Annotated in this window: 18 protein-coding genes and 1 tRNA gene; 5 read left to right on the top strand and 14 right to left on the bottom strand. The window is 60.8% G+C overall.

What is annotated here, in order from left to right:
• Nucleotides 1–42: 42 nt before the first annotated feature.
• The 4 genes from pqqF to FW796_RS10270 all read right to left on the bottom strand — a co-directional run bounded on the left by pqqF (nucleotide 43) and on the right by FW796_RS10270 (nucleotide 5,794).
• Nucleotides 43–2,505 carry a pyrroloquinoline quinone biosynthesis protein PqqF gene (gene pqqF, locus FW796_RS10285; RefSeq protein ID WP_446439322.1) on the bottom strand — a complete coding sequence of 821 codons (2,463 nt, stop codon included), beginning with the start codon at nucleotides 2,503–2,505 and terminating at the stop codon, nucleotides 43–45.
• A 48-nt stretch (nucleotides 2,506–2,553) separates the two neighbouring features.
• A complete protein-coding gene (locus FW796_RS10280) occupies nucleotides 2,554–3,348 on the bottom strand; it encodes a carbon-nitrogen hydrolase family protein (RefSeq protein WP_346633105.1) in 795 nt (264 codons plus the stop codon).
• Between the two features lie 125 nt (nucleotides 3,349–3,473).
• Nucleotides 3,474–5,156: a flavin monoamine oxidase family protein gene (locus tag FW796_RS10275; protein ID WP_346633104.1), complete on the bottom strand. Its 1,683-nt coding sequence runs from the start codon at nucleotides 5,154–5,156 to the stop codon at nucleotides 3,474–3,476.
• Nucleotides 5,157–5,332: 176 nt separating this feature from the next.
• Nucleotides 5,333–5,794 carry an Lrp/AsnC family transcriptional regulator gene (locus FW796_RS10270; protein WP_446439321.1) on the bottom strand — a complete coding sequence of 154 codons (462 nt, stop codon included), beginning with the start codon at nucleotides 5,792–5,794 and terminating at the stop codon, nucleotides 5,333–5,335.
• A 204-nt stretch (nucleotides 5,795–5,998) separates the two neighbouring features.
• Here FW796_RS10270 and FW796_RS10265 point away from each other — a divergent pair, with 204 nt between their 5' ends.
• Nucleotides 5,999–8,365: a glucose/quinate/shikimate family membrane-bound PQQ-dependent dehydrogenase gene (locus FW796_RS10265; RefSeq protein ID WP_446439320.1), complete on the top strand. Its 2,367-nt coding sequence runs from the start codon at nucleotides 5,999–6,001 to the stop codon at nucleotides 8,363–8,365.
• A 69-nt stretch (nucleotides 8,366–8,434) separates the two neighbouring features.
• Here FW796_RS10265 and ptaA read toward each other — a convergent pair whose 3' ends face one another.
• Nucleotides 8,435–9,535, bottom strand: coding sequence for a pyoverdine biosynthesis transaminase PtaA (gene ptaA / locus FW796_RS10260; RefSeq protein ID WP_346633101.1), 1,101 nt, complete (start codon nucleotides 9,533–9,535; stop codon nucleotides 8,435–8,437).
• Between the two features lie 269 nt (nucleotides 9,536–9,804).
• Here ptaA and FW796_RS10255 point away from each other — a divergent pair, with 269 nt between their 5' ends.
• Nucleotides 9,805–10,092: a hypothetical protein gene (locus FW796_RS10255; RefSeq protein ID WP_446439319.1), complete on the top strand. Its 288-nt coding sequence runs from the start codon at nucleotides 9,805–9,807 to the stop codon at nucleotides 10,090–10,092.
• Nucleotides 10,093–10,153: 61 nt separating this feature from the next.
• On the opposite strand, the gene FW796_RS10250 is transcribed toward FW796_RS10255, so the two are convergent.
• The 5 genes from FW796_RS10250 to rpsU form a co-directional block, all read right to left on the bottom strand.
• Nucleotides 10,154–10,230: transfer RNA gene (locus FW796_RS10250), tRNA-Ile, on the bottom strand.
• A gap of 15 nt (nucleotides 10,231–10,245) precedes the next feature.
• Nucleotides 10,246–13,989 carry a bifunctional diguanylate cyclase/phosphodiesterase gene (locus tag FW796_RS10245; RefSeq protein WP_404937789.1) on the bottom strand — a complete coding sequence of 1,248 codons (3,744 nt, stop codon included), beginning with the start codon at nucleotides 13,987–13,989 and terminating at the stop codon, nucleotides 10,246–10,248.
• Between the two features lie 109 nt (nucleotides 13,990–14,098).
• A complete protein-coding gene (rpoD, locus tag FW796_RS10240) occupies nucleotides 14,099–15,946 on the bottom strand; it encodes an RNA polymerase sigma factor RpoD (RefSeq protein ID WP_123726509.1) in 1,848 nt (615 codons plus the stop codon).
• Nucleotides 15,947–16,013: 67 nt separating this feature from the next.
• The gene (gene dnaG / locus FW796_RS10235; protein WP_346633099.1) at nucleotides 16,014–17,987 is read right to left on the bottom strand and encodes a DNA primase; all 1,974 of its coding nucleotides are present in this window, start codon (nucleotides 17,985–17,987) and stop codon (nucleotides 16,014–16,016) included.
• A gap of 480 nt (nucleotides 17,988–18,467) precedes the next feature.
• Nucleotides 18,468–18,683, bottom strand: a complete 216-nt coding sequence (gene rpsU, locus FW796_RS10230) for a 30S ribosomal protein S21 (protein ID WP_002551877.1) — start codon at nucleotides 18,681–18,683, stop codon at nucleotides 18,468–18,470.
• A gap of 200 nt (nucleotides 18,684–18,883) precedes the next feature.
• On the opposite strand from rpsU, the gene tsaD reads away from it, so the two are divergent.
• The gene (gene tsaD, locus FW796_RS10225) at nucleotides 18,884–19,909 is read left to right on the top strand and encodes a tRNA (adenosine(37)-N6)-threonylcarbamoyltransferase complex transferase subunit TsaD (protein ID WP_404937787.1); all 1,026 of its coding nucleotides are present in this window, start codon (nucleotides 18,884–18,886) and stop codon (nucleotides 19,907–19,909) included.
• 47 nt (nucleotides 19,910–19,956) lie between these two features.
• Here tsaD and plsY read toward each other — a convergent pair whose 3' ends face one another.
• Entirely contained in the window at nucleotides 19,957–20,526 is a 570-nt protein-coding gene (gene plsY / locus FW796_RS10220) for a glycerol-3-phosphate 1-O-acyltransferase PlsY (RefSeq protein ID WP_346633097.1), read from the bottom strand.
• A 74-nt stretch (nucleotides 20,527–20,600) separates the two neighbouring features.
• On the opposite strand from plsY, the gene folB reads away from it, so the two are divergent.
• Together folB and folK are read left to right on the top strand one after the other, a co-directional pair.
• The gene (gene folB / locus FW796_RS10215) at nucleotides 20,601–20,954 is read left to right on the top strand and encodes a dihydroneopterin aldolase (RefSeq protein WP_123726505.1); all 354 of its coding nucleotides are present in this window, start codon (nucleotides 20,601–20,603) and stop codon (nucleotides 20,952–20,954) included.
• Entirely contained in the window at nucleotides 20,945–21,460 is a 516-nt protein-coding gene (folK, locus tag FW796_RS10210; RefSeq protein ID WP_346633096.1) for a 2-amino-4-hydroxy-6-hydroxymethyldihydropteridine diphosphokinase, read from the top strand. Before folB ends, folK begins: the two co-directional genes overlap by 10 nt.
• A 51-nt stretch (nucleotides 21,461–21,511) precedes the next feature.
• Here the strand turns inward: folK and FW796_RS10205 are convergent, their stop codons facing one another.
• The 3 genes from FW796_RS10205 to FW796_RS10195 all read right to left on the bottom strand — a co-directional run bounded on the left by FW796_RS10205 (nucleotide 21,512) and on the right by FW796_RS10195 (nucleotide 25,640).
• Entirely contained in the window at nucleotides 21,512–22,741 is a 1,230-nt protein-coding gene (locus tag FW796_RS10205; RefSeq protein ID WP_346633095.1) for a multifunctional CCA addition/repair protein, read from the bottom strand.
• Between the two features lie 65 nt (nucleotides 22,742–22,806).
• Complete coding sequence (locus tag FW796_RS10200; RefSeq protein WP_346633094.1) at nucleotides 22,807–24,369, bottom strand: SpoVR family protein; 1,563 nt, start codon at nucleotides 24,367–24,369, stop codon at nucleotides 22,807–22,809.
• On the bottom strand, nucleotides 24,366–25,640 hold the full coding sequence (locus FW796_RS10195; protein ID WP_446439318.1) for a YeaH/YhbH family protein: 1,275 nt from the start codon (nucleotides 25,638–25,640) through the stop codon (nucleotides 24,366–24,368). The genes FW796_RS10200 and FW796_RS10195 overlap by 4 nt, the downstream gene beginning before the upstream one ends.
• Nucleotides 25,641–25,669 lie beyond the last annotated feature (29 nt).

Raw genomic sequence — 25,669 nt, 5'->3', positions numbered from 1 at the left:
GCCCGCAATTCTGAAGAAAGCTCGTTGCAGTACCCGTAATGATCATTCTGCCGCTTGCCAGGGCGCTCCCGGACAAGGTCCGTTCGCCAGCACTGTCCAGCCTCCTGTCGCCGAATGCAGGGCCGTGGCGGCCTGGGTCACGGCTAAGGGCGTGAGGGCCAGGATGCTGTCGTGCAGCCGCTCCAGATAATCCGACGGATGGCCGGCTAGTTTCGCCTGCCACAGCAGTTCAGCGGCTTGCTCCAGGGGCAGGAGCGAGGCTTGGAACTGTTGAGCCAGAGCCTGTCGCTGCTCGTTCAAGAGCTGCTCGCTGAGCGCCTGGAGCTGTTCCGGCAACTGCTGGAGGAACTGTTCCAGGTGCTGAAGTATTTCCGTGAGCGTCGCCTTGGGGGATTGCACGCCGAACAGCAGGCCGGTCTGGCCATTGCGTTGGCGGATGCCGCTGAACACCGCATAGCCCAACTGCAATTCCACCCGCAGGCGCTGATAGAACGGCGTCTGGCAGAGTTGGCCCAGCAGGCGCCAGGCCGCCTCATCGGCCAGGCGGGTGCCGGGCGTCGGGCAAAACAGCAGCAGGGCCTGTTCGCTGGATGTCCCGGGGTTCGTCTGCCAACGATAGGCGGCGTCTGGCGGTGAGGGTTGGCACAGGGTCGTCTCTGCTGTTCCCGGCATCTTTTGCAGCGCTTGGCCAAGGGCTTCCTGAGTGCCGGCTGACAGCGCCAGGGCCAGGCCATCCCATCGAGCCCCGGCCCACAGCGCTTGCAGGGTTTGGGGTTGTGCAACTGTCGGCTCGCCGGGTTGTGGCTGCTCGCTGAAGGCCTTGAGCAACTGACGGATCGGCATCAAGGGGGCATCGTCTGTCGTAGCTGCGCGCTCCAGCCAGAACGATTCGGCGGGCTGGTTCAGTTGTTTCAGCGCCTGTTGCAGCACCGCGGGCATGGGTTGCTGCAGGCCACTGAGTCTGAGCAACCAATCAGCGCCACTGTTGGAGAAACTCAGGGCTACTCCGGCCTGGCCGGCGTCGTCGCGCAAGGGTGCCAGGCTGCGCAGCAGGCGTTCGTGCAAGCCGGTCGGAGCGGGTGAAGCCAGGCGCCAGCGCAGAATCAAGGCCCCTTCGCGGTTATCCGCAGGCAGCGCCTGGCTGAGGTTCAACGCCGAGCTCTCTCGCCGGCTTCGCGAGCGATCCTGGGCGAAGGTGCGTAGTCCCCGGTGTGCGCTGGTCTGCCCGCGAATCAGTCCTGCCCGCGGTGCCTCGGCGGTGCTGCGCAGGAAAGGATTACCCGGTGGCAGGCGCCACTCGCTGCTGAAGTTATCCACAACCTGCGGCTGCAACTGCGCCAGCAGCACCTTGAGGGCCTTGAGTCCTTGCACATCCAGCTCGCCGACGGTCTGCCGGCTGTCCCGTTGGGCCAACTCCAGGGCGCTGCCGACTTGCAGCTGGCGTTGTTGCAGCAAGGCATATTCTGTTCGCAGCGCTGGCCAATCGTCCTGGGCGCTGAAGAAACCCAGCCAATCCGCTAGCTGTTCGCGGACCTGGGCCGGGGCCGTCGCCTCTGTTGTGCTCAGGTTCAACTGCAGATGCAGCAGGGCTTGCCCGGCAAACTCGTACAGCGTCTGCGCCTTCAGGCTTTGGGCCAGTTGGCGTTGCTGGAGTCCGGCAAGCAGCCCGCCCGGCTTGGCGGACTGCAGCCAGGTGCAGAGAAAGTCCAGTGCGGGCGTTGCGCCCTCGGGCAGCTGTTCAAGGGTGAACAGCAGGTCCAGACGGTGAGCATCGAGCTGTTGATAAGTGCCGATGCCGGTAGTGGACAGTGCAGGAGGCACGCTCTGCTCAAGACGCTGGCCTTCCGGTAGATCTGCGCCATAGCGTGTGGCCAGGGCGCGGAGTTCTTCCAGAGACTGTGGCCCGGCGAGGCTCAGGGTCATTTGCCTGGCCTGGTAAAAGTCTCGGTGAAATTGCTGCAGCGCTTGCTGAAAAGCCTGGCTGGGCAGATTGAGGCTGTAGCGGTTGCCAGCATGGAAGGCCCGCAGCGGGTGAGCGGCGGACAGGCCGTCGAACAGTGCGAACTGACGTTGCGCCGCCCCATCCCGGGACCAGGCGATAAATTCCGCATGCAGCACTTCTCGCTCCCGGCGCTGGTCCTCAAGGCTCATCCGCGGTCGGACGAGCATGTCGCACAGACGCTCCAGGCCGCCGGCCAGGGCGCTGACCGGCAGCTCGAAAAAGAACTCGGTCGCGCGCTCACAGGTCTTGGCGTTCAGTTGTCCTCCCTGGCCCCGCACATAGGCCATCAATCCCTGTTCGACGGGGAAGCGCTCGGTGCCGAGAAACAGCAGGTGTTCCAGGAAGTGCGCCAGCCCGGGCCAGGCCGATGGTACATCGTGGCTGCCGGCAGATACCCGCAGTGCAGCGGCGCAACGTTTCAAATGAGGGGCATGACGCAAGGACACCCGCAGGCCATTGGCCAGGGTTTCCACGTGAGGCAGAGGGTGGTTCAACGCGGGCATGAGCACTTCCAGAACAGAGAAGCGCCCATGCTAGCGGATATCCCCGGATCAGCGCTTGCTCAGGTCGTCGTATAGCTCGGGACGGCGATCGGCAAGATAGCGGTTCAGTGCCCGTGATTCGTGCATCAGCTGACGGTCCAGGGTGCCGATGATCAGGGCCTCGTCCAGTCCGGCCAGGGCGATCCGGCTACCGTCGGGGGCGGCGATGCTGCTTTGGCCGCAATAGCGGATCTGATCTTCCCGGCCGCAGTAGTTGGCGTAGGCCACGTAACATTGGTTTTCGAATGCCCGTGCGCGAATGGTCACATCGGCGACGAAGTCGTAGGGAATCATGTTCGCTGTCGGCACCAGGATCAGCTCGGCACCGGCCAGGGCCAGACGCCGGGCGTTCTCCGGGAACTCGATGTCGTAGCAGATCAGGAAACCGAGCTTCCAGCCGTTGAGCTCCACCAGGGGGAAGTCATCCGCGCCGGCGCTGAACATCGAGTGATCAAGGTCGCCGAACAGATGGGTCTTGCGGTAGTTGCACAGGCGCTGGCCGTGGGCGTCGATCAGTTGCACGGCGTTGTAGATCTGCCCGTCGGCGCTGCGTTCCGGATAGCCGTAGAGAATGGCCGTACCCGCCGCCTGGGCGATGGCGGCAATGCGCTGGGCCGAGGGGCCGTCCTGGGCCTCGGCCAGGGCGCCGACCGCTTCCACGCCGATGTTGTAGCCGCTGAGGAACATTTCCGGCAGCACCAGCAGATCGGCATCGGTGGCCTCCATGGCCACCTGATGCAAGCGTTGCAGATTGGCCGCCACGTCCAACGGCAATGGCGGGCACTGATACAGGGCGACACGCATGGTCCTCACTCCTCTGACTGGCTGACCGGGCACTGTAGCCGATGTCTCGGTCTTGGCGTACGGTCCGGCGCCAAGCCCCGCAAGGGCTTCTCGTCGTTATCCGATGCAGCCGTGATCAGTATTGTTCAATCCGCCAGGGCAATAGGCCCGATCTCATGGAACACATCCCCTGGTCCCGGGTTCTCGGCATGGGTGGCACCGCCGAAGTGTTTCATGATCCCCCACACCGCGTTGAGCGACGTTTGCACCGCGCCCTCGACCCAGGCCGGGGTCCAGGACACATCGTCACCCGCAATGAAGATGCCGCGCTGTTCGGCAGGCATGTCGTCCTGCATGAAGTGCGCGTACATCCGCTGGTTGTAGCGGTAGTGGCCCGGCAGTGCGCCCTTGAAGGCGCCGAGGAAGTGCGGGTCGGCTTCCCAGGACACGGTGATCGGATCGCCGATGATGCGGCTGGCGATGTCCACTTTGGGGTAGATCTTCTTCAGTGCGTCCAGGGCCAGCTTCACGCGTTTTTCCACGGGCTGCGGGAGCATCTTCAGGGCATCGCTCATCCACGAGTAGGACAGGCAGATCACCCCCGGCTTGTCGTCGCCGTTGTCGAACAGGTAGGTGCCGCGGGTCAGGCGATCGGTGAGGGTCATGCTCATCAGGTCGCGGCCGGTTTCCGGGTCCTTGTCCTTCCAGAACGGCCGGTCGACCATGACGAAAGTCTTCGACGACTGCATGTAGCGGGTGCGGTCCAGGGCCATCCACATCTTCTGCGAGAACAGCGACTCTTCGCATTCGATCTGGGTGGTCAGCAGCCAGCTCTGACAGGTGGTCAGTACCGCCGCGTATTCCCGTGTGTCGCCCCAGTTGTCGGTGACGCTGAAGCGCCCGTCGGCGGCCCGGGCAATGCGCTTGACCCCGGTGCGTGGCGCACCGTTGTGCAGCGAACTGAGGCTGGTACCGGCCGGCCAGTGGGCACAACGCTCCGGCACGTGGCGCCAGATGCCCAGGGGCACCTGCTCGACGCCACCCACCACCAGATGCTGGTGGTCGTCGCAGTTGGTCATCACCACGCGGAAGATTTCCAGCATCGAGTTGGGGAAATCCGAGTCCCAGCCGCCGGTGCCGAAGCCCACCTGGCCGAACACTTCACGGTGGTGGAACGACAGCTTGGCGAAGGCCTTGGAGGTGGCGACGAAGTCGTAGAACGTGCGGTCGTCCCACAGCGGCACCAGGGTGTTCCACAGCTCCTTGAGGCGCGGCACATCGCGATCGCGGATGGCTTGCTGGATCTCGCTGAAGCGCGAGCCGTCCTCCAGGGCGTCGGCCCAGGCGTCGGCGACTTCCTGGAACAAGGCCGGCAGGTCGGCCAATTTCTGTGCGTAGTGGGTCTGCCCTTCCAGATCGATGACGGTGCTGCCCGAAGCCGGGGTCAGCGGGTTGGGAAAGGGCTTGGTCTGCAGGCCGAGCTTGTCGACATAGTGATAGAAGGCCGTGGACGATACCGGGAAGCGCATGCCGCCCAGCTCGGCGATGATCCCTTCGGCGCCTTCGAAGGCCTGGGAGCGCAGGCGGCCGCCCATCTTCGACGCTTCATAGACCACCGGCTTGAGGCCCAGCTTCATCAGTTCGTAGGCGGCTACCAGTCCGGCGATACCGGCGCCGACAATCGCCACTTCGGTGCCGTGCTGGGCTTGGGGAATGCTGCCCAGGCCGGCGGGATGCTCGATCCAGTCGTCGAAGGCGAAAGGGAAGTCCGGGCCGAAAATGGTGATCGGCTTTTTACCGTCTGCAGGATGGCGATTGTTCTTGTTCATGGCTGACCTTGGCGGGCGGCTCAGCAGAGTGCTGAGTATAGGAAAAGATGGCAGCCATTCTAGGGAGGATGAAACACGTAAATAAGACGCAAACTGTCGTCGTTATGCGTTGTTATTTATCAGTATGACGAATTTATGAGGCAGATTGACGAGGTGGCATTATCAGGCCATGCGCCTCATAGCGCATGCCCGCGATCGATCTTGCTGCTGAGGATGATCGAAGTCGTGGTCTTTTCCACGCCATCGACGCTGCCGATCTGGTCCAGCAGTTGGTCCAGCTGTTCCGGCGAGTCGGTGCGCAGCCAGGCCACGTAATCGAACTCGCCACTGACTGCGCACAGTTGCTGGACCTGAGCCATGCCGCTCAGGCGACGCAGCACTTCCTTGCCGGAGCGCGGCTGGACCTTGATGCCCACATAAGCCTGCAAACCGCCGTCGACCACCCGTTGGCCCAGGCGCACGCCATAGCCGGTAATGACCCGGGTCTTTTCCAGGCGCGCCAGGCGCGAGGTCACGGTGGTGCGGGCGATACCCAACTGCCGGGCCAGCATTGCCACGCTTTCGCGGGCGTTGATCTGCAGGGCGGCGATCAACTGACGGTCGACTTCGTCAAGAACGGGAGGGCGGCTATCGAACAAGATGGGCTCCAGCACGGCTATCGAGGGAGCGCACATGTTACAGCCTCGCGCCAACCCTGGCTGCTGGTCCCGGCGCTTGTCTGGATCGGGTCTACGCTCACGCGGTCAGAAGTTTTTTGAAACAAATGACCTGCGACAAGTTGTCATAAGTAACTGGTTAGTACATTCTCGCGACCTGGTTTTAAAGATGGCTGAGGTTTGACGATGAAAAACACAGGGGCTGCCCCAGGCAGCAAATGGCTGCTCGGGGGACTGGGCATTCTCATTGCCTTGATCGGGTTGGGTCTGGCCGGCGGCGGGGGTTACCTCCTCAGCCTGGGAGGCAGTGCCTATTTTCTGCTGATGGGCCTGGCGATGGTGGCTTCCGGCGTAATGATCGCCCGGCGTAACCCCCGTGGCGCCTGGCTGTACGCGGTGGCCTTGGTGCTGACTGCGATCTGGGCGGTCTGGGATGCGGGCCTGGAGTACTGGCCCCTGGTTTCACGGGTGCTGACCTTCGCCGTGATCGGCCTGGTGGTGGCGTTGATCTACCCGAGCCTGGTGCGGGCTTCCGGTGCTCGTGCCGGACGTGGCGCCTATGGGCTGGCGGGGCTTTTGGGGGTTGGCGTGGTGGCTACCCTGGCCTACATGTTCGTGCCGACCCATGTGGTCAAGGCGAGCAGCGTGCCGGCTATCCAGCCAGTGGCGCCAGGTACTGAACAGAAGGATTGGGCGCATTGGGGCAATACCCCGGCGGGCAACCGCTTTGCGGCCCTGGACCAGATCAACAAGGGCAATGTCGATCAACTGCAGGTGGCCTGGACCTTTCGCACCGGCGATCTGCCTGAAAGCAACGGCGCAGGTGCCGAAGACCAGAACACGCCTTTGCAGATCGGCGATACCGTCTACACCTGTACCGCCTATGGCAAGGTGTTCGCCCTGGACGCCGACAGCGGCACCGAGCGCTGGAAGTTCGATCCTCAAGGCTTTGCGCCGAACTGGCAGCGTTGCCGCGGCCTGGGTTACTTCGATGCCTCCGCGACCCCCGCGAGTGCACCAGCCACCGCACCGGCCGCTTGCACCAAGCGCCTGTTCCTGCCCACCGGCGATGCGCGCTTGATCGCCGTCAACGCCGAAACCGGCAAGCCCTGTGAAGACTTTGGCGACCGGGGCACTGTCGACCTGAAAACCGACATGGGCGAAATCAAGCCGGGTTACTACCAGCAGACTTCCACTCCGCTGGTAGCCGGGTCCGTCGTGATCGTGGGCGGCCGGGTGGCGGACAACTTCTCCACTGGGGAACCGCCGGGCGTGGTACGTGCCTTCGATGTGCGCAGTGGCGAGCTGATGTGGGCCTGGGACCCCGGTAATCCCAACACCACCAAGCGCCCGCCTGCGGGTGAAACCTATACCCGTGGCACCCCGAACGTCTGGTCGGCGATGTCCTATGACGCCAAGCTGGGCCTGGTGTACCTGCCTACCGGTAATGCCACCCCGGACTTCTTCGGTGGCCAACGCACCGAGTTCGATGACCAGTGGAACTCCTCCATCGTCGCCCTCGATGTGAAGACCGGCCAGGTGCGCTGGCACTTCCAGACCACCCACCACGACCTCTGGGATTTCGACCTGCCGGCGCAGCCGCTGCTGTACGACATCCCGGACGACAAGGGCGGTGTACAGCCGGCGCTGGCGCAAGTCACCAAGCAGGGCGAGATCTTCGTGCTCAATCGCGAGACCGGCAAGCCCATTGCTCGGGTGGAAGAGCGGCCGGTGCCCCAGGGCAATGTGCCGGGCGAGCGTTATTCGCCGACCCAGCCGTTCTCGGTGGAAATGCCGTCCATTGGCAACCAGACCCTGACCGAATCCGATATGTGGGGCGCTACTCCCTTCGATCAACTGATGTGCCGCATTCAGTTCAAAGGCATGCGCCATGAAGGTGTGTACACCCCGCCAGGGTTGGATCACGCACTGCAGTTCCCAGGCTCCCTGGGGGGCATGAACTGGGGCAGCGTGTCGGTGGACCCCACCAGCAACTACATGTTCGTCAACGACATGCGTTTGGGCCTGGCCAACTACATGATCCCCCGGGATCAGATCGCTGCCGGTGCCAGTGGCATCGAAATGGGCGTGGTGCCCCAGGAAGGCACGCCGTTCGGCGCCATGCGCCAGCGTTTCCTCTCGGCTGCCGGCATTCCTTGCCAGAAGCCGCCGTTCGGCACTATGTCGGCCATTGACCTGAAGACCAGGAAGTTGGTGTGGCAGGTGCCAGTAGGCACTGTGCAGGACACAGGTCCTCTGGGGATTCGTATGCACTTGCCGATTCCTATCGGCATGCCGACCCTGGGCGCTTCCCTGGCGACCCAGTCCGGCCTGTTGTTCTTCGCCGGCACCCAGGACTTCTACCTGCGGGCCTTCGATACCGGCAATGGCAACGAAATCTGGAAGGCACGCTTGCCGGTAGGTAGCCAGTCGGGGCCGATGACTTACGTTTCGCCCAAGACCGGCCGCCAGTACATCCTGCTCACGGCAGGCGGTGCTCGTCAGTCGACGGACCGTGGCGACTATGTAATTGCCTACGCGCTGCCGAAATAGACACCGCGTCACGGCACTCTAAAAAAGCCGCGCCCTGCGCGGCTTTTTCATGGGTGAAGACAAGACGCGTCAGCTTAGGGTGACCTTGGCGAAGGCTGTACGGAAACGCTGCATGTCCTGCTCCGAACCGACACTGACCCGGGCCCAGTTCGGCCAGTTGTCCCAGACCCGACCAATCTTCACGTGCTGCGCGGCCAGGGCATCGACGAGTTCCTGGGCCGGCCGCCTGACATCGATCATGAAGCAGTTGGCCTGTGAGGCGGTGCAACGGAACCCGCGGTTTTTCAGCCAGGCGATGGTCTGGTCACGCAACTGGTTGTTGAGTCGCTTGCGTTCGGCCAGTAGCCCTGGCTCCTCCAGGCTGGCGATGCCGCCGAGCAAGGTCGAAGCGGCCGGGACGTTGTAGCCGCCAAAGATTTCCAGGCGTTCCAGCAGTGCTGGCTGGCCGACGGCGAAACCCAGTCGCGCCCCGGCCATGCCGTAGATCTTGGAAAACGTCCGCAGTACCAGCAGTTCCGGGTGCTCCTTGACCAGGGGAATGCAGGTGCTGGCGTCGGAAAAATCGATATAGGCTTCGTCGATCACCAGCACTGTGCCTTTGGCTTTGCGGGCCAGGGCCTGTTCGATGTCTTGCCGTGGCGTCAGGGTGCCAGTGGGGTTGTTGGGGTTGCACAGATAGATCAGTCCGGGACTGCGGTCGATGGCGAGCATCGCCGGCAGGTCGTGGCGGTGATCGGCCCCGAGAGGGACTTCGTGCACCATGACCTGACGGCTTTCGGCAGCTTCCCTGGGGGCCTCGTATGAGGGACTGGCCATCACCAGACTGCCGCTCTGGGTGAAGGCCATGACCGCATGCTGCAACGCGCTCTTGGAACCACAGAAACTCTGGACATGATCCTCTGCAATGCCTTGTTGCCGGGCGAAGAGCGCGTTGAGCCGGTACTGGATCTTGTAGGGATAGCGACCGCTGAGGGCGATGCCCTGTTGCATGGCCTGGCGGGCGGCGGGAGAAGGGCCCCAGGGGCTTTCGTTGAAGTTGATCAAAACATCGTCGGAGGGAGAGGGGATAGGCGGTGGAGCGGGTTCGGCCGCCTGACTCCAGCCAGGCAATGAAAGTAGCGGCAGGGCTGTCGCGAGCCCCACCAATGATCGGCGCGTGATCTCAACCATCGATAAATCCTTTTCTTATCGAGAAAGACGCCCAGGCGTCTTTTGTCCGGTTGGACAGGGTTATGACGGTGAGTGGTGAGCGGGATTTACGGTGGCGGTTTAGTAGCAGGTGCTGACTTGCGTGGGGCATGAATAGGACCAGGCCGTGAAGCTCTTGGCTTTCAGTTAACTGTAAATAAGAAAGCTCCTACATATAAATAGTCTGTGCCTTGTTAGAAGACAGCCTTATCTAGTGCAAAACCGCGGACATGATTAAGGACCCCATTCTGATGCCATACGTTTTATCTCTTTCAGATCAAGAAGGCTCAGATCGACATTTTCAGTCCGTGACTGATGCGATGGCGTTTTATGAAGCTCTTCAATTCCATGAAGGTGGGTCACGTCTGAACGGTAGTGAAGAGTTGAGATGCCCTGAAAGGAATACCTTTGTCACTTTATTTCCGGGACTCAGCGTACAGACTGTAACGAGTGAGCTGGAAAGCGTGTGGGAATGGGCACCGGAAGATCGTCTGAAAATCCGCCCTATTCTTAAAGAACGCTATAGGGTCAAAACTTGATGGAGGCTATTGCTTCAAGTGACAGATACGAAAAAGCCGCGCATTGCGCGGCTTTCTGGTTTGGTGGGCCCACACGGACTTGAACCGTGGACCAAAGGATTATGAGTCCTCTGCTCTAACCAACTGAGCTATAGGCCCTCAGTAGGCGGCGGATTATAACGATGGTTTCTCAGCTGTGCTATCCGAAAAGTCGGAAACCCGGATCTGCAGGAAGGTTGCGCAGAACTCCTCGGCTTCCAGGGGCAGGCTGACGATGTAGCCCTGGATCTGCTCGCAGCCTTCGAGAGTGAGGAAGGTCTGCTGGGCCTGGTTTTCAACACCTTCGGCAATGACCGTGAATTGCATGCTGCGCCCCAGGGCGATGATCGCGCGAACTATCGCCACATCGTGAGGGTCGTCCGGCAAGCCGCGGACGAATGACTGGTCGATCTTGAGAAAATCCAGAGGCAGACGCTTGAGATAGCTCAAGGACGAGTAGCCGGTACCGAAGTCGTCGATGGCCAGTTGCATCCCCAGGCGTTTGAGCTGATGCAGCACCTCCAGGGCTTCTTCGGCCTGGCTCATGATGAAGTTCTCGGTGATTTCCAACTGCAGCAACCCAGGCTGCAGGTCATAGTCGCGCAGCAGTTGTTCGATGCGGCCCAGCAGGTTGGGTTGGCGCAACTGGGCCCCTGCGAGGTTCACTGACAGTGGCCCGAAATTTTCGTAGCGCTGACCCCAGGTATGGAGTTGCTGGCAGGCCCGTTCCAGTACCCAGTCCCCGATCAGCAGGATCATGCCGTTCTCTTCCGCCAGCGGAATGAAGTGCTCGGGGGGAACGTCGCCGAAGTTGGGGTGGTGCCAGCGAATCAGGGCTTCGGCCCCCACCAGTTCGTGGTTGCTGAGGCTGATCTTGGGCTGGAAATAAAGAGACAGCTCCCCGCGTTCGATGGCTCGTCGCAGTTCGTGCTCCAGGGCGACACGTTCGCTGGCCTGGGCGGTCAGGTCGCGGGTGTAGCGCTCGACCCGGTTGCGCCCCTTGGCCTTGGAGCGATACATGGCGGCGTCGGCGTTCTTGATCAGCGTGGCAACGTCGCAGCCGTCCTTGGGGTACAGGCTGGTGCCGATGCTGGCGCTGATGAAGAACTCGTGCTCGCCGGCCTGGAAGGGGGCGGTGAAGCAGTTCAGCAGCTTGGTGGCGATATGGTCGGCGTCGCTGGCCTGATGCAGGCCCGGGAGCAAGATGATGAACTCGTCCCCGCCCAGGCGGGCGACAGTATCGATGTCTCGCAACTGCTCCTTGAGACGCACCGCGATGCCTTTGAGCAGCAGGTCGCCCACCGGGTGGCCAAGGCTGTCGTTGATGTGCTTGAAGCGGTCCAGGTCGAGAAACAGCACTGCGCCCTGGCTGCCGTTTTCCTCTTGGCTGTTGAGCGCGGTCAGTAAGCGGCTTTCGAACAGGGTGCGGTTCGGCAGTCCGGTGAGAGGGTCGTGGTGGGCCTGGTAGTCGAGGCGTGCCTGGGCATGCTTGAGGCTGGATATGTCGGCGAATACCGCAACGAAATGGGTGATCTGCCGATCCTTGTTGCGCACTGCGTTGATCGTCAGCCAGTTGGGGTAGAGCTCGCCGTTCTTGCGACGGTTGGAAATCTCGCCCTGCCAGTGGCCTTCCAGGGTCAGTTGGTGCCACATCGCCGCATAGAAGGCGCTGTCATGCAGGCCAGAGGCCAACAGGCGCGGTGTATGCCCCAAAGTTTCACTTTCGCTGTAACCGGTGATCTCGCTGAAGGCTCGATTGACGGCGCTGATACGCTGCTGGGTATCGGTGATCATTACACCTTCGGCGGTGCTCTCAAACACCGTGGCGGCCTGCTGCAGTTTTTCCTGCATTAACTGGCGGTCGGTGATGTCCCGGGCAATGGTCAGCATGCAGTCGTCGTCGCCAATGGGCAGCGGTCGGCTCGACAGCTCACAGAGACGGATCTGGCCATCGTTGCGTCGGATATGGCAGCTGAAATCACGGACAAAACCGTCCCGCTGCAACAGGTCGAGCATCTGCTTGCGTTCGTTGAGGTTGACCCAGATCCCCAGGTCCAGAGTCGAACGATCCAGGGACATGGCACTGTTGAAGCCGGTGATTCGGCTGAAGCCCTCGTTGACCTCGATCAGCAGTCCGTCCCGCTGTCGTGTCAGCAGTAGCCCATCTGGCGAGGCATGGAAGGCTTTGGCGAACTTCTCCTCGGAGGTCTGCAACTGTTGCTGGGTTTCCTTGAGCTGGCTGATGTCTCGGACCACCACCACCAGCGCCGGGGTGGTGTCGAGGTCGAAGGGTTCGGCGGAGATCAGGCCGGTGAAGAGCTGGCCATTGTGACGGCGGAATGGCATTTCCAGGTTGCGGATGCTGCCGGCCTGCAAGCGTTGCAAGAGGCTCGGGCCGACGCCCGGGATGCCCCAGATATTCAGCTCGGTGGCGGTCTGGCCCACCACGGTTTCGGCGCTCAGGCCGATCTGCTCCTCGAAGGCCTTGTTGACCTCCAGCAGGCAGCCGTCGGACAGGCGCGCTATGACCAGAATGTCCGGGCACTGCTGGAACACCGAGGCGAACTTCTGCTCGGAAAGGCGCAGGGCTTCTTCAGTGTGTTTTGTCTCGCTGATATCGATCATCAGGCCGCGCATCACCGGTTCGTGGCCGTGTTCGATCAGGCTGACGATATCGCGTACCCAGAGGCATCGGCCGTCGGCGGCGATCACTCGATAGTCGAGGCTGTGGTCGCGTCCGGCCTGTACTTCGTGGTCGCAGAAGGCCTGGGCGCGAGTCAGGTCGGCGGGGTGGATGATGTTGCGCCAGAACCCCGGAATCAGCCAGTGGGCCAGGGGGTAGCCCAGCAGGGCCTCGGCATGGGGGGAGACATAGCTGTAGGTGAAGTCGCTGACACGCGCCTCCCAGGCGATGGCCGAGAGGCTCTCCACCAGGCTGCGGTAATGGTATTCACTGCTGCGCAACTCTTGTTCCAGCGCCACTCTGCGGGAGATCTCCGAGCTCAGGCGCCGATTGATGCGGATCACCACTGCCAGCACTGTGACCAATAGCAGGAGGCCGGGTAGGCCGTAGATCAGGACATCCGACCAGAACGTCCGATGGTCGAGGACGCTGCCGACCCAATGCTGTTGAATCGCGCTGATTTCCTCGGGACTGAGGTCCGCCAGGACCTTGTCGAGTATGCCCACCAGGATCTTGCTGTCCCGTGGGACGCCCATGGCCAACTGGTAGCGATATGGGGTTTCACCGCTGACGTAGAGGCCCTCAAGCTTGAGCTGGCGCAGGCTCCAGACACTGGAGGCCAGATCGCCCACCACGGCGTCCACCTCGTCGGTGGCCAGCGCTTGCAGGGCTGAGCTGATGTTGGGCAGGGCCACCAGGTTCAGGTCTGGGTGGTGGGTGCGCAGTAACTCGTGGGGAGCGTAGTTCTCCACCACCGCCACCTTGAGACCGTAGAGGTCCTTGAGGTTGCGGGGTTGTGCGCCACCTGCATGGGCGAGGATGACGATGGGAAAGTCGAGATAGGGGCGGGTGAAAGCCATGTAACTCTGGCGTTCCGGGGTCGACATGATGCCGGGCAGCAGGTCCAGCTTGCCTTGCTTGGCATCTTCGAGCACGGCGGTCCAACTGGCCGGTTCGACGGGCGTCAGGGTGACTGACAGGCGTTCCTGGATCAGGTGGATGTAGTCCGCTGCCAAGCCCTGGTAACGGCCTTCCTCGTCTCGATACTCAAAGGGCGGCCAGGACGCATCCACACCCAGGCGCAGTTGCGGGTGGGTCTTGAGCCAGCCACGTTCTTCATCGGTGAGAGTCAACGCGCCAGCCGTTGCGGTCCAGGTAAGCAGTGCCAGCAGGAGCATGGCCGACAGTCTGGGCATAACCGTCTCGTTATGGCACGGGGAATGTTTCGAGTGTAGACGGGCTATGGGGCGGGAGAGGGGGGATCTGCAAAAAGCAAAACCCCCAGCAGGGCTGGGGGTTTTGGGCTTACTCGTCGAGGAAGGAGCGCAGATGCTCGCTTCGCGTCGGGTGGCGCAGCTTGCGCAGCGCCTTGGCTTCGATCTGACGAATCCGTTCACGGGTCACGTCGAACTGCTTACCAACCTCCTCAAGGGTGTGGTCGGTATTCATGTCGATGCCGAAGCGCATGCGCAGAACCTTGGCTTCACGGGCAGTGAGGCCGGAGAGTACTTCGCGAGTCGCTTCTTTCAGGCTCTCAACGGTGGCTACATCGATTGGCGACTGCATGGTCGAGTCTTCGATGAAGTCGCCCAGATGGGAGTCTTCGTCATCACCGATCGGGGTTTCCATGGAGATCGGCTCTTTAGCGATCTTCAATACCTTGCGGATCTTGTCCTCAGGCATTTCCATGCGTTCGCCCAGCTCTTCCGGAGTCGGTTCACGACCCATTTCCTGCAGCATCTGCCGGGAAATACGGTTGAGCTTGTTGATTGTCTCGATCATGTGCACCGGAATACGGATGGTGCGGGCCTGGTCGGCGATCGAGCGAGTGATCGCCTGACGGATCCACCAGGTGGCATAGGTCGAGAACTTGTAGCCGCGACGGTATTCGAACTTGTCCACCGCTTTCATCAAGCCGATGTTGCCTTCCTGGATCAGATCGAGGAACTGCAGGCCACGGTTGGTGTACTTCTTGGCGATGGAGATCACCAGGCGCAAGTTGGCTTCAACCATCTCTTTCTTCGCGCGGCGGGCCTTGGCCTCACCGATCGACATGCGACGGTTGATGTCCTTGATCTCGGCAATCTTCAAGCCGGTTTCGACTTCAAGAGCGGTCAGCTTCTGCTGGCAACGGATGATATCCGGCTGCAGACGGGCAATGGCTTCGGCGTACTTGCTCTTGCCTTTGGCCAGGGCGTCGGTCCAGCTTTCATCTACTTCGTTGCCCGGGAACTGGCGCAGGAAGTCGGCACGCGGCATGCGGGCATCACGCACACAGAGCTGCATGATGGCGCGTTCTTGCTGACGCAGACGATCCAGGGCGCTGCGTACACGTTCAACCAGGCCTTCGAATTGCTTCGGAACCAGTTTGATCGGCATGAACAGTTCGGCCAGGGCCAACATCTCGGCGATGGCTTGCTTGTTCTCGCGGCCGTGCTTCTTCAGCGCCTTGCGGGTGATTTCCATCTGGTCGGAGACGGCGCCAAAGCGCTGTGCAGCGACGACCGGATCCGGACCGCTTTCGGCTTCTTCTTCGTCTTCGGTCGCTTCAGCTTCTTCGTCATCGCTGTCGTCATCCGCTTTCGCGGTTTTGGTGTCGACAGGAGGCGGTACTTCGGCGGCAGGCGGCGTAATGCCGTCGTCCGGGTCGATGTACCCGCTGAGAACGTCAGACAGGCGGCCACCTTCGGTGGTGACGCGAGTGTATTCGGAGAGGATGTGATCAACCGTGCCAGGGAAGTGCGCGATTGCGCCCATCACTTCACGGATGCCCTCTTCGATACGCTTGGCGATTTCGATTTCGCCTTCACGTGTGAGCAGCTCTACCGTACCCATTTCGCGCATGTACATGCGCACTGGGTCGGTAGTGCGACCAATGTCGGTTTCCACAGCCGCCAACGCTGCGGCGGCTTCTTCAGCTGCTGCTTCGTCGGTGTCGGCTTCGGCCAACAAAAGGGCATCCGCATCCGGAGCACTCTCGAATACGTTGATCCCCATGTCGTTGATCATGCGGATGATGTCTTCCACCTGTTCCGGATCTGAAATATCCTCCGGCAGGTGGTCGTTGACCTCCGCGTAAGTCAGGTAACCCTGCTCACGTCCACGGCTGATCAACTCTTTGAGGCGAGACTGCTGTTGCGCTTTTCCGGACATAACACCCTATCCACTGAAGGTCTTGGCGGGCAAAAAACAAGCCGAGGATTATACCCGAGCTATGACCTCACGCGCCAGTTGAGGTCGGGTTTGATGCGGGAACATTGCGTTTTAGAAGCTCAACCAGCTGTATTTTCTCTTCGCTGCTGAGCTCGCTTTGACGCGATTTCCTGAGAAGTTGTTCTAAAACACGCTCGCGTTGGCGAGCGGACAAGCTATTAATGGTGTCGAAAAACTGTTGTTCAAGGTTATCTCCGTCGATCAGCCACTCTTTTTCTGCCAGTGCGGTAAGCAGGTGCCCCTGTTGAGTGCCGTGCCAGCGCGCCATCAGTTGATGAATAGAGCGTAGCTTAGGATTTTTCTGTACGGCTTCGATCAGGGCCACCAGCAACTGAGTGTTGGTGTTGTCGTCATCGGCAAAGTGCCCGGCGTCTTCAACTTTTTCTGCCAGTTGCGGGTGATGCAGCAGGGTGCGCAAGGCTGCCAGCGTAGGAGGCTCCACCGCCGCCGGGACGCGAGGGCCGCGAGGCTGGTCCCGATCGCCCTGGCGCTTGCCTTTGCCGTTCTTGTCCCAGGGCTTGTTTTCCCATTTCTTGCCGCCGCCGCTTTTCTTCGGCGTCCACTCTTGTTGAGGGGCGTACGCTTCCTGATGGGGCTCATGGTAGTCGGCATAATCCGGCATGGCATCGTAGTCGATGCCGGCGTCATAGATCGGGGGGGCTTCCGGTGGGGCGCTGTGAGCTAGCTGATTCACCGTTTCATTGGTCAGGCCGGTGATTTCAGTCAGGCGCTGGCGCATCAGGGTGCGCAGGTTGGCCCCTGGGATTTTCTCGATCAGCGGTGCTGCCAGGGTCGCCAGGTGAGCCTTGCCTTCCAGCGAGCGGGGGTCGGCTTCGTCGATCAGTTGTTGAAAGAAGTAGTCCGCCAACGGTTGGGCGTGCTGGTTGATTCGGGCGCGGAAGGCGTCTGTGCCTTCGGAGCGGACCAGGGTGTCCGGGTCCTCCCCTTCAGGGAGAAACAGGAAGCGTGCGCGGCGTCCGTCCTGCAGGCAGGGCAGGGTGGCCTCAAGGGCGCGCCAGGCAGCCTTGCGTCCGGCTTGGTCGCCGTCAAAACAGAATAATACGTTGGGCACAATGCGGAACAGGCGCTTGAGGTGTTCCTCACTGGTGGCGGTGCCGAGGGTCGCGACGGCATTGCGCAGGCCTTGCTGGGCCAGGGCGATGACGTCCATATAGCCTTCGACGACGATGATCTCGTCGAGGTTGCGATTGTTCTTGCGGGCCTCGAACAGGCCGTAAAGCTCTTGGCCCTTATGGAATACCGGGGTTTCCGGAGAGTTCAGGTATTTGGGTTTGTCGTCCCCCAGAACCCGGCCACCGAAGGCAATGATCCGGCCGCGGGTATCGCGGATCGGGAACATCACGCGATCGCGAAAGCGGTCATAGCGCTTGCCGGTCTCGGCGTTCTCGATCAGCAGTCCGGCATCGATCATGGCCTTCTGCTGCAAAGTGTCGCTGCTCAGGTGCTTGAACAGGTTGTCCCAGCCGGGCGGCGCAAAACCCAGGCCGAAGTCCCGGGCAATTTCGCCGGTGAGGCCGCGCCCCTTGAGATAGTCGACTGCCGCCTTGCGTGCCGGGTGACTTTTCAGTGCCTGGCGATAGTAGTCGGCAGCGGCAGTGAGCAGTGGGTAGAGCGGTGAGTCGGTGGGCTGCCGGGGTTTGCGCTGGCCGCGATTGCTTTCCTCGCGGGGGATCTCCATGCCTGCAGCTTTCGCCAGTTCCTCGACGGCCTGGGGAAAGTCCAGGTTGTCGTGGTCCATGATGAAGCCGAGGGCATTGCCGCCTGCGCCGCAGCCGAAGCAGTAATAGAACTGCTTGTCGGGACTGACGCTGAAGGAGGGCGTCTTTTCCTTGTGGAATGGGCAGCAGGCGGTGTAGTTCTTGCCGGCTTTCTTGATCTGCAGGCGCGAGCTGACTACATCGACGATGTCGGTGCGGTTCAGAAGGTCGTCAATAAAGCTCTGGGGAATAAGCCCGGCCATTGCGTTCTCGTCATCACTGCGGGGAAAAATAGCCCTGGCGACGCTGTCGAAAGATCAGGTGAGGTGAGGCGTGAAGAGTGCGCGGCTCGACCTGGTTTTCGGTGTGATCGCAGTCGGGAAGTGTATCTGCCGAACGTCCACTGACGTTAATTTCAATCAGTATTCGACTATTTGAGGTGGTGCGCTGAGTCCGACAGTGGCTGTTGGAGGGCCTCGGATAGCTCATTTAGCGGGCGCTGCAGAAGGGCGCCTTGGGCTGATCGTCTGTAGGAATCAGTAAGGGTGTGCTCGTCAGTAGCCTTGGAAGGCTCGTCAGAAAAGACGTGCACCGCTGGCAAGAAGCCAGGTCTGACGTGGTGAAGCAGATTCGTCTGGGTCGCATGGGCGGCTTCGACGGTGAAGCATCAAGCGTATTCCGCAAATGCCATTAGCCCGGCTGAGGGCCGGGCTTGGCAGAAGCTTGCAGCGAACGTCTGTGTATTAGTACAGACGTACGGCGCGGCGCTGTTCGCGCTGAACTTTCTTAGCGTGACGCTTAACAGCAGCAGCTGCTTTGCGCTTACGCTCGGAAGTCGGCTTCTCGTAAAATTCGCGGCTACGAACTTCAGCCAGAACACCGGCTTTTTCGCAGGAGCGCTTGAAACGACGCAGAGCTACGTCGAAGGGTTCGTTCTCTTTAACTTTGACGGCTGGCATCCAGAGCTACCTTCATTCATTACCGGGGTCAACGTTCTCGTCGCAAAAATCGCGGCTGAGGTCGTCGGTTTTTAAGGGTTGCGGATGTTAACCCCTCAACGCTCGGAATGCAAAGCCTCTGATCGAAAACCGCTGGTCGGGCGCGGGAGTGGCGACTATTATGCGCGCCTTCGAATTCAGCCTCTACAAGGCGCAAACCCATGCTAGTACTGGGATTAGAAACTTCCTGCGACGAAACCGGCGTCGCGCTTTACGACAGTGAGCGTGGCCTGCTGGCCGACGCGCTGTTCAGTCAGATCGACTTGCATCGTGTCTACGGTGGCGTGGTGCCGGAGCTGGCTTCCCGTGACCACGTCAAGCGCATGCTGCCCCTGATCCGTCAGGTTCTGGCGCAAGCCGACTGTGTCACCACCGAGATTGATGCCATTGCCTACACTGCGGGTCCCGGCCTGGTGGGCGCCCTGCTGGTGGGGGCGTCCTGTGCCCAGGCACTGGCCTTTGCCTGGGGTATTCCAGCCCTGGGCGTGCATCACATGGAAGGTCACCTGCTGGCGCCGATGCTGGAAGAGCAGCCACCGGAATTTCCGTTCGTCGCTTTGTTGGTGTCGGGCGGTCATACCCAGTTGGTCCGAGTGGATGGCATCGGCCAATACCAGCTGTTGGGCGAGACCCTGGACGATGCGGCAGGCGAAGCATTCGACAAGACCGCGAAAATGATTGGCCTGAATTATCCCGGTGGTCCCGAGATCGCCCGCCTGGCAACCCAGGGCGTCCCCGGGCGCTTTGTCTTCCCGCGGCCAATGACTGATCGTCCGGGGCTGGACTTCAGCTTCAGCGGCTTGAAGACCTTCGCCCTGAACACCTGGCAGCAGTGCGTCAGTGCTGGAGACGACGGCGAGCAAACCCGTTGCGACATCTCTCTCGCGTTCCAGCAGGCGGTGGTAGAAACTTTGACCATCAAGTGCAAGCGCGCCTTGAAGCAGACTGGCCTCAAGCGTGTGGTCATTGCCGGGGGCGTGAGTGCCAACAAGGCCCTGCGCGCCTCTTTGGAAAAAATGCTCGCCGAGATGAACGGCAATGTGTTCTACGCTCGCCCCGAGTTCTGCACTGACAACGGCGCGATGATCGCCTATGCCGGCTGTCAGCGTTTGCAGGCCGGACAGCAGGAAAGCCTGGCGATCACTGTGCAGGCGCGCTGGCCGATGGAGCAGTTGTCAGCCCTCTGAGAGAGGCGCGCTAGCGCCTCAAACTGAAGTCTTTTCATCTGCCGGATTCAAAAATGCCGTTCGCGCCCGGCAAACAGGTCGCGTAAATTGCCGCGATGGCGCCAGACGATCAGCAGCGTGAGCACGCTCATCGGCAGTAGCGCCTCAGGCTCCTGCCAGGCCAGTAGCGGCAAAGTCAGGGGTGTGGCGATCAAGGCAGCCAGTGAGCTGGTGCGGGTGAGATAGAAGGTCAGCGCCCAGGCGGCGATAGCCAGGAGCGCCGCCGGCGGGTAGAGCCCCAGCAGCATGCCGGCAGCAGTGGCGACGCCTTTGCCGCCGCGAAAGCGGAAGTAGAGTGGGAACAGGTGGCCGAGTACGGCGTAGAGTCCGATCCACGCCTGTTGCTGCAACGAAAGCCCCGCAAGGTGGGCGATCAGCACGGGCACCAGGCCTTTGCACAGATCCCCCAGCAGGGTCAGGACAGCGAGTTTCTTACCGGCCAGGCGCAGCATGTTGGTGGCGCCGGCATTGCCCGACCCACTCATTCGCGGGTCGGGATTACCCGTGAGGCGGCTGAGCAAAATGGCAAAGGACAGAGAGCCAAGCAGGTAGGCGAGAATCGCCAGTAACCAAAACATGCTAACTATTCCGGGCGAGGACGCCCTGATTCTAACGGCGCATTGCGCCCTTGTCGTGCTGCGGAGAAGAGTGCTTGGACAGAGTGTTTATCGAAGGACTGGAAGTGGACACCGTAATTGGAGCCTACGACTGGGAGCGTGGCATCCGACAGTGTCTGCGTCTTGATCTGAGCTTTGCTTGGGATAATCGCCCGGCTGCCGCAGGGGACGATCTGACACTGGCGTTGGATTATGCCAGCGTCTCCGCGCGGATCCAGGCGTTTGCCGAGCAGGCCCAGTACCAGTTGGTGGAAACCTTTGCCGAGCGTCTTGCCGAAGTGTTGATGAGCGAGTTTCACATTCCTTGGCTGCATTTGAAGCTGACCAAGCCAGGCGCTGTTCCGGCTGCCACGGGTGTGGGTGTGGAGATCGAGCGCGGATGTCGCTGACTCAGGTGTTTCTGGGGCTCGGTAGCAACATCGAGCGTGAAGTTCATCTGCGGGCCGGGCTCGATGCCTTGGCCGGTTTCCTGGTGGACATGCGTTGCTCGGCGGTGTTTGAAAGCCAGCCGGTGGGAATCAAGAGCGGTCCGTTCTTCAATCTGGTGGTGTCGGGTTATACCGACTTGCCGTTGACCGAGCTGGACCGACGCTTGAAGTTCATCGAGGCGGACAACGGTCGTTATGCCCCGGACCGCAAAGGTTTGCCGCTGGACATCGATGTGTTGTTGTACGGTGATCTGACTGGCAATTTCGATGGCCTGATCCTGCCCCGTGCGGAGATTCTGAAGAATGCCTTTGTGCTTTGGCCGTTGTCGCTGATGGCGCCGGAGCGGCTACACCCATTGGCCGGCAAGAGTCTGGGGGCACTTTGGGATGAAGCACAGATTGATCAGGTTCTGGCGCCTGTGGCCTTCGAATGGCAGGGTAGGCAACTGACGCCTCCGGGCCTGTAGTTCCTCGAGCTCTCCTGGTGCGGACAAGGCTGGAGCCTCGTCCGCGGCTTCTCAATAGGCGTGCTGTTCCTTGTAGGCCTTGATTGCCTTCAGTCGCTCCAGCCTCAGCGCCTCGCCCAGTTGCGGGCCTTTGAAACCCTGCTCCAGCAAAGGTTGAACCGCAACTGAGCGCGCAGCATTGGCGGCACCGCGTAGGTAATCTGCTTGGGGGTAAGGTCGTGACTCCAGTCCCAGGCGGCCACGGGCGTCCATTTCGCAAGCGCCAATGAACTCCTCAAAGCGCTGCGGACGACGGAACACGTCGAAGCTTTGCAGTAGCTCAAGCAGTGTCGAAGCCTTCAGTTCCTGCGCCTTGTGGGCGTGGGTGTGATATTGGCCCACCAACAGCGCCAGCTCCTGGCATTCCCGTGGTGCCTTGAATCGCTCATTGACGGCCTTGATCAAGTCCAGCCCCTTGTGTTCGTGGCCGATGTGCCGTGGCCACTCTTCCTCGGGCGTCACGCCTTTGCCCAGGTCGTGGAGCAGGCAGGCCCAGCGTACCGAGAGGGGGTGCTGGTGCAGCGCCGCTTGCTGCAACACGCTGAGGGTGTGCAGGCCGGTGTCTATTTCAGGGTGGTGGGTCGGTGGCTGGGGAACGCCGAACAGAGCATCGACCTCAGGTATCAATACGGCCAGGGCGCCGCAGTCACGCAATACCTGGATAAAGACCTGGGGCTGATCTTCCATCAGGGCTCGAGACATCTCCTTCCAGCTGCGCTCGGCTGTCAGGGCCTGAAGCTCGCCTGACTCGCTGAGTTGACGCATCAGTTCAAGCGTCTCTGTGGCCACACTGAAGCCCAGGTCGGCGTAGCGCGCGGCAAAGCGTGCCACCCGCAGCACTCGAAGAGGATCTTCGGCGAATGCCGGTGAAACATGGCGTAATAGCCGGTTTTCAAGATCTTTTTTGCCGTTGTAGGGATCAGTTACCACACCTTGATCATCCTCGGCCATGGCGTTGATCGTCAGGTCGCGGCGAATCAGATCCTCTTCCAGGGTGACTTCCGGGCTGGCGTGGAAAGTGAAGCCGCCGTAACCCCGTCCGCTCTTGCGCTCGGTTCGAGCGAGGGCATATTCCTCGCCGCTCTTGGGGTGCAGAAACACCGGGAAATCGGCGCCCACCGGGCGAAAGCCCTTGGCGATCATGTCTTGCGCGCTGGCGCCCACCACGACCCAGTCGACGTCGGTGACTGGTCTACCCAGCAGGCGATCGCGTACAGCGCCGCCGACTTTATAAATCCGCATAAAAAACCTCCGTTAGCGCGACAGGATAACCCTTGTGCTGTGCTAACGGAGGCCTGTTGTTGGGCTCAGAGGTGGATGACTGCCAGGTCCAATCGCCCGTAGTCGTTTTCGTTGTGATCGCTTTTCGGCGGTACGTGATGGGTTTTCATCACCTGATCGCCCTGCAGGGTTTCCAGGTGAATATCGAAGCCCCAGAGGCGGTGCAGGTGCTTGAGCACCTCCTCGGTGGAGTCCCCCAGGGGTTTGCGATCGTGTTGCTGGTGGCGCAGGGTCAGCGAGCGATCGCCACGACGATCGATGCTCCAGATCTGCACATTGGGTTCACGGTTGCCCAGATTGTATTGCGCGGCCAGAGTTTCCCTGATGATCCGATAGCCGCTTTCGTCATGGATTGCCGGTACCAGCAGGTCATCCTTCTGGTCGTCATCCATGATGCTGAACAGCTTGAGGTCGCGGATCACCTTGGGCGACAGATACTGCAGGATGAAGCTCTCATCCTTGAAGCTGCTCATGGCGAACTTGATGCTCGACAGCCAATCGGTGCCGGCCAGTTCCGGGAACCAGCGACGATCTTCTTCGGTAGGGGCTTCGCATATGCGCCGGATGTCCCGATACATGGCAAAACCCAGAGCGTAGGGGTTGATGCCGTTGTAATAGGGGCTGTCGAATCCCGGCTGGTACACCACGCTGGTGTGGGAGGTGAGGAACTCCATCATGAAGCCATCGGTGACCAGCCCCTCGTCATACAGGTCGTTCATCAGCGTGTAGTGCCAGAAAGTGGCCCAACCTTCGTTCATCACCTGGGTTTGGCGCTGCGGGTAGAAGTACTGGGCGATCTTGCGCACGATGCGCACGATTTCCCGCTGCCAGGGCTCCAGCAATGGTGCATGTTTTTCGATGAAGTACAGGATGTTTTCCTGAGGCTCGGCGGGGAACCGCGCGTTGTCCTTGTCGCTGTACTTGTCCGCGCCTTTGGGAATCGTACGCCACAGGTCGTTGATCTGTTTCTGCAGGTGCTCCTCCCGGTCCTTCTGCCGACGCCGTTCTTCTTCCGCGGAGATCGGGTAAGGTCGTTTGTAGCGGTCGACGCCGTAGTTCATCAGTGCATGGCAGGAGTCCAGCAGATCTTCCACGGCATCGATGCCATGGCGTTCCTCGCATTGCATGATGTACTGCTTGGCGAACACCAGATAATCGATGATCGAGCTGGCATCGGTCCAGGTGCGGAACAGGTAGTTGCCCTTGAAGAAGCTGTTGTGGCCGTAGCAGGCATGGGCCACCACCAGCGCCTGCATGCAGATGGTGTTCTCCTCCATCAGATAGGCGATGCAAGGGTCTGAGTTGATCACGATTTCGTAGGCCAGCCCCATCTGACCGCGGCTGTAGGATTTTTCGGTGCTGAGAAAGTGTTTGCCGTAGGACCAATGGTGATAACCCAAAGGCATGCCCACCGAGGCATAGGCATCCATCATCTGCTCGGCGGTGATCACTTCGATCTGGTTGGGATAGGTATCCAGGGCATAGCGAGCGGCAATACGGCTGATTTCGCGGTCGTAGGCCTGGATCAGCTCGAAGGTCCATTCCGAGCCCGTGGAGATGGGTTGGCGCTTCTGCTCTCTGGCGGTCATGTCACTAACCTGCGCTGGAAGAGTTCACGGAAGACCGGATAGATATCTCCGGCCGAAACCAGTTGTTGCTGGGCGAAGGTGTCGGAGAAGGCCTCGGCGATACGTTCATACTCGAACCACAGGGCCTGGTGCTCCCGTGGAGTGATTTCCACGTAGGTGTAGTACTGCACGAAAGGCATGATCTGGTTGATCAGGATATCGCGGCAGATGGGGGAGTCATCGTTCCAGTTGTCGCCGTCGGAGGCTTGTGCGGCGTAGATGTTCCATTCGTTGCTCGGATAGCGCTCGGCCATGATCTCCTGCATCAGTTTCAAGGCGCTGGAGACGATGGTCCCGCCGGTTTCACGGGAATAGAAGAACTCTTCCTCATCCACTTCCCGGGCGCTGGTGTGGTGGCGGATGAAGACGACATCTATCTTGTCGTAGTTGCGCTTGAGGAACAGGTACAAAAGGATGAAGAAGCGTTTGGCGATGTCCTTGGTCGCCTGGGTCATGGAGCCGGAGACGTCCATCAGGCAGAACATCACCGCCTTGGAGCTGGGGTTGGGCTGTTTCACCAACAGGTTGTACTTGAGGTCGAAAGTGTCGAGAAAAGGCACGCGATGAATTCGAGCGCTCAGGCGTTCGATTTCCGCTTCCAGTTCCTGGATATCGCCGAAGTTATCCGGTTCTTCCCGCTTCAGGCGTGCCAGTTCCTCTTTGGCCTCCCGCAGTTTGGCTCGGCTGCTGCCGGACAGGGCAATGCGGCGGGCGTGGGCCGAGCGCAAGGTGCGGATGATGTTGATCCGCGACGGGTTGCCCTCGTTGCTGATCCCCGCTCGTACGGTCTTGAAGGTATCGGTGCCCGTCAGGTTGCGTTTGACCAGGTTGGGCAGCTCCAGGTCCTCGAACATGAATTCGAGGAATTCCTCCTGGGTAATCTGGAAGACGAACTCATCCATGCCCTCGCCGGAATTGCCCGCCTTGCCGCGGCCAGTTCCGCCTCCACCGCCGCCTTGAGGCCTGGCAATATGCTCGCCTGCAGTGAATTCCTTGTTGCCGGGATGGACCACGGTTTGCTTGCCGCCACGGCCGTGGTGCAGCACCGGTTCGTCGATGTCCCGTCCGGGAATGCTGATTTGTTCGCCATGCTCCATGTCGGTGATGGAGCGGCGGCTGACGGCCTCTTCGACGGCCTTTTTGATGTGGTCACGGTAGCGCCGCAGAAACCGCTGGCGGTTCACCGTGCTCTTGTTCTTGCCATTGAGACGTCGGTCGATCACATAGCTCATGGGCCCCTCCGGGGAGCTTCAAGACATAA

Source organism: Pseudomonas sp. 910_21 (assembly GCF_052850735.1).
The sequence above is the reverse complement of the archived record's forward strand: the minus strand, read 5'-3'. Positions and strand labels throughout refer to the sequence as shown.

What these genes read in the sequence shown, in the direction of transcription:
- pqqF (WP_446439322.1), bottom strand. Translation starts at nt 2,505, where the DNA reads ATGCCCGCGTTGAACCACCCTCTGCCTCACGTGGAAACCCTGGCCAAT.
- FW796_RS10280 (WP_346633105.1), bottom strand. Translation starts at nt 3,348, where the DNA reads ATGCGTGTCGCCCTGTATCAGTGCCCGCCATTGCCGTTGGACGTGGCG.
- FW796_RS10275 (WP_346633104.1), bottom strand. Translation starts at nt 5,156, where the DNA reads ATGAACAAGAACAATCGCCATCCTGCAGACGGTAAAAAGCCGATCACC.
- FW796_RS10265 (WP_446439320.1), top strand. Translation starts at nt 5,999, where the DNA reads ATGAAAAACACAGGGGCTGCCCCAGGCAGCAAATGGCTGCTCGGGGGA.
- ptaA (WP_346633101.1), bottom strand. Translation starts at nt 9,535, where the DNA reads ATGGTTGAGATCACGCGCCGATCATTGGTGGGGCTCGCGACAGCCCTG.
- FW796_RS10255 (WP_446439319.1), top strand. Translation starts at nt 9,805, where the DNA reads ATGCCATACGTTTTATCTCTTTCAGATCAAGAAGGCTCAGATCGACAT.
- FW796_RS10245 (WP_404937789.1), bottom strand. Translation starts at nt 13,989, where the DNA reads ATGCCCAGACTGTCGGCCATGCTCCTGCTGGCACTGCTTACCTGGACC.
- rpoD (WP_123726509.1), bottom strand. Translation starts at nt 15,946, where the DNA reads ATGTCCGGAAAAGCGCAACAGCAGTCTCGCCTCAAAGAGTTGATCAGC.
- dnaG (WP_346633099.1), bottom strand. Translation starts at nt 17,987, where the DNA reads ATGGCCGGGCTTATTCCCCAGAGCTTTATTGACGACCTTCTGAACCGC.
- rpsU (WP_002551877.1), bottom strand. Translation starts at nt 18,683, where the DNA reads ATGCCAGCCGTCAAAGTTAAAGAGAACGAACCCTTCGACGTAGCTCTG.
- tsaD (WP_404937787.1), top strand. Translation starts at nt 18,884, where the DNA reads ATGCTAGTACTGGGATTAGAAACTTCCTGCGACGAAACCGGCGTCGCG.
- plsY (WP_346633097.1), bottom strand. Translation starts at nt 20,526, where the DNA reads ATGTTTTGGTTACTGGCGATTCTCGCCTACCTGCTTGGCTCTCTGTCC.
- folK (WP_346633096.1), top strand. Translation starts at nt 20,945, where the DNA reads ATGTCGCTGACTCAGGTGTTTCTGGGGCTCGGTAGCAACATCGAGCGT.
- FW796_RS10205 (WP_346633095.1), bottom strand. Translation starts at nt 22,741, where the DNA reads ATGCGGATTTATAAAGTCGGCGGCGCTGTACGCGATCGCCTGCTGGGT.
- FW796_RS10200 (WP_346633094.1), bottom strand. Translation starts at nt 24,369, where the DNA reads ATGACCGCCAGAGAGCAGAAGCGCCAACCCATCTCCACGGGCTCGGAA.
- FW796_RS10195 (WP_446439318.1), bottom strand. Translation starts at nt 25,640, where the DNA reads ATGAGCTATGTGATCGACCGACGTCTCAATGGCAAGAACAAGAGCACG.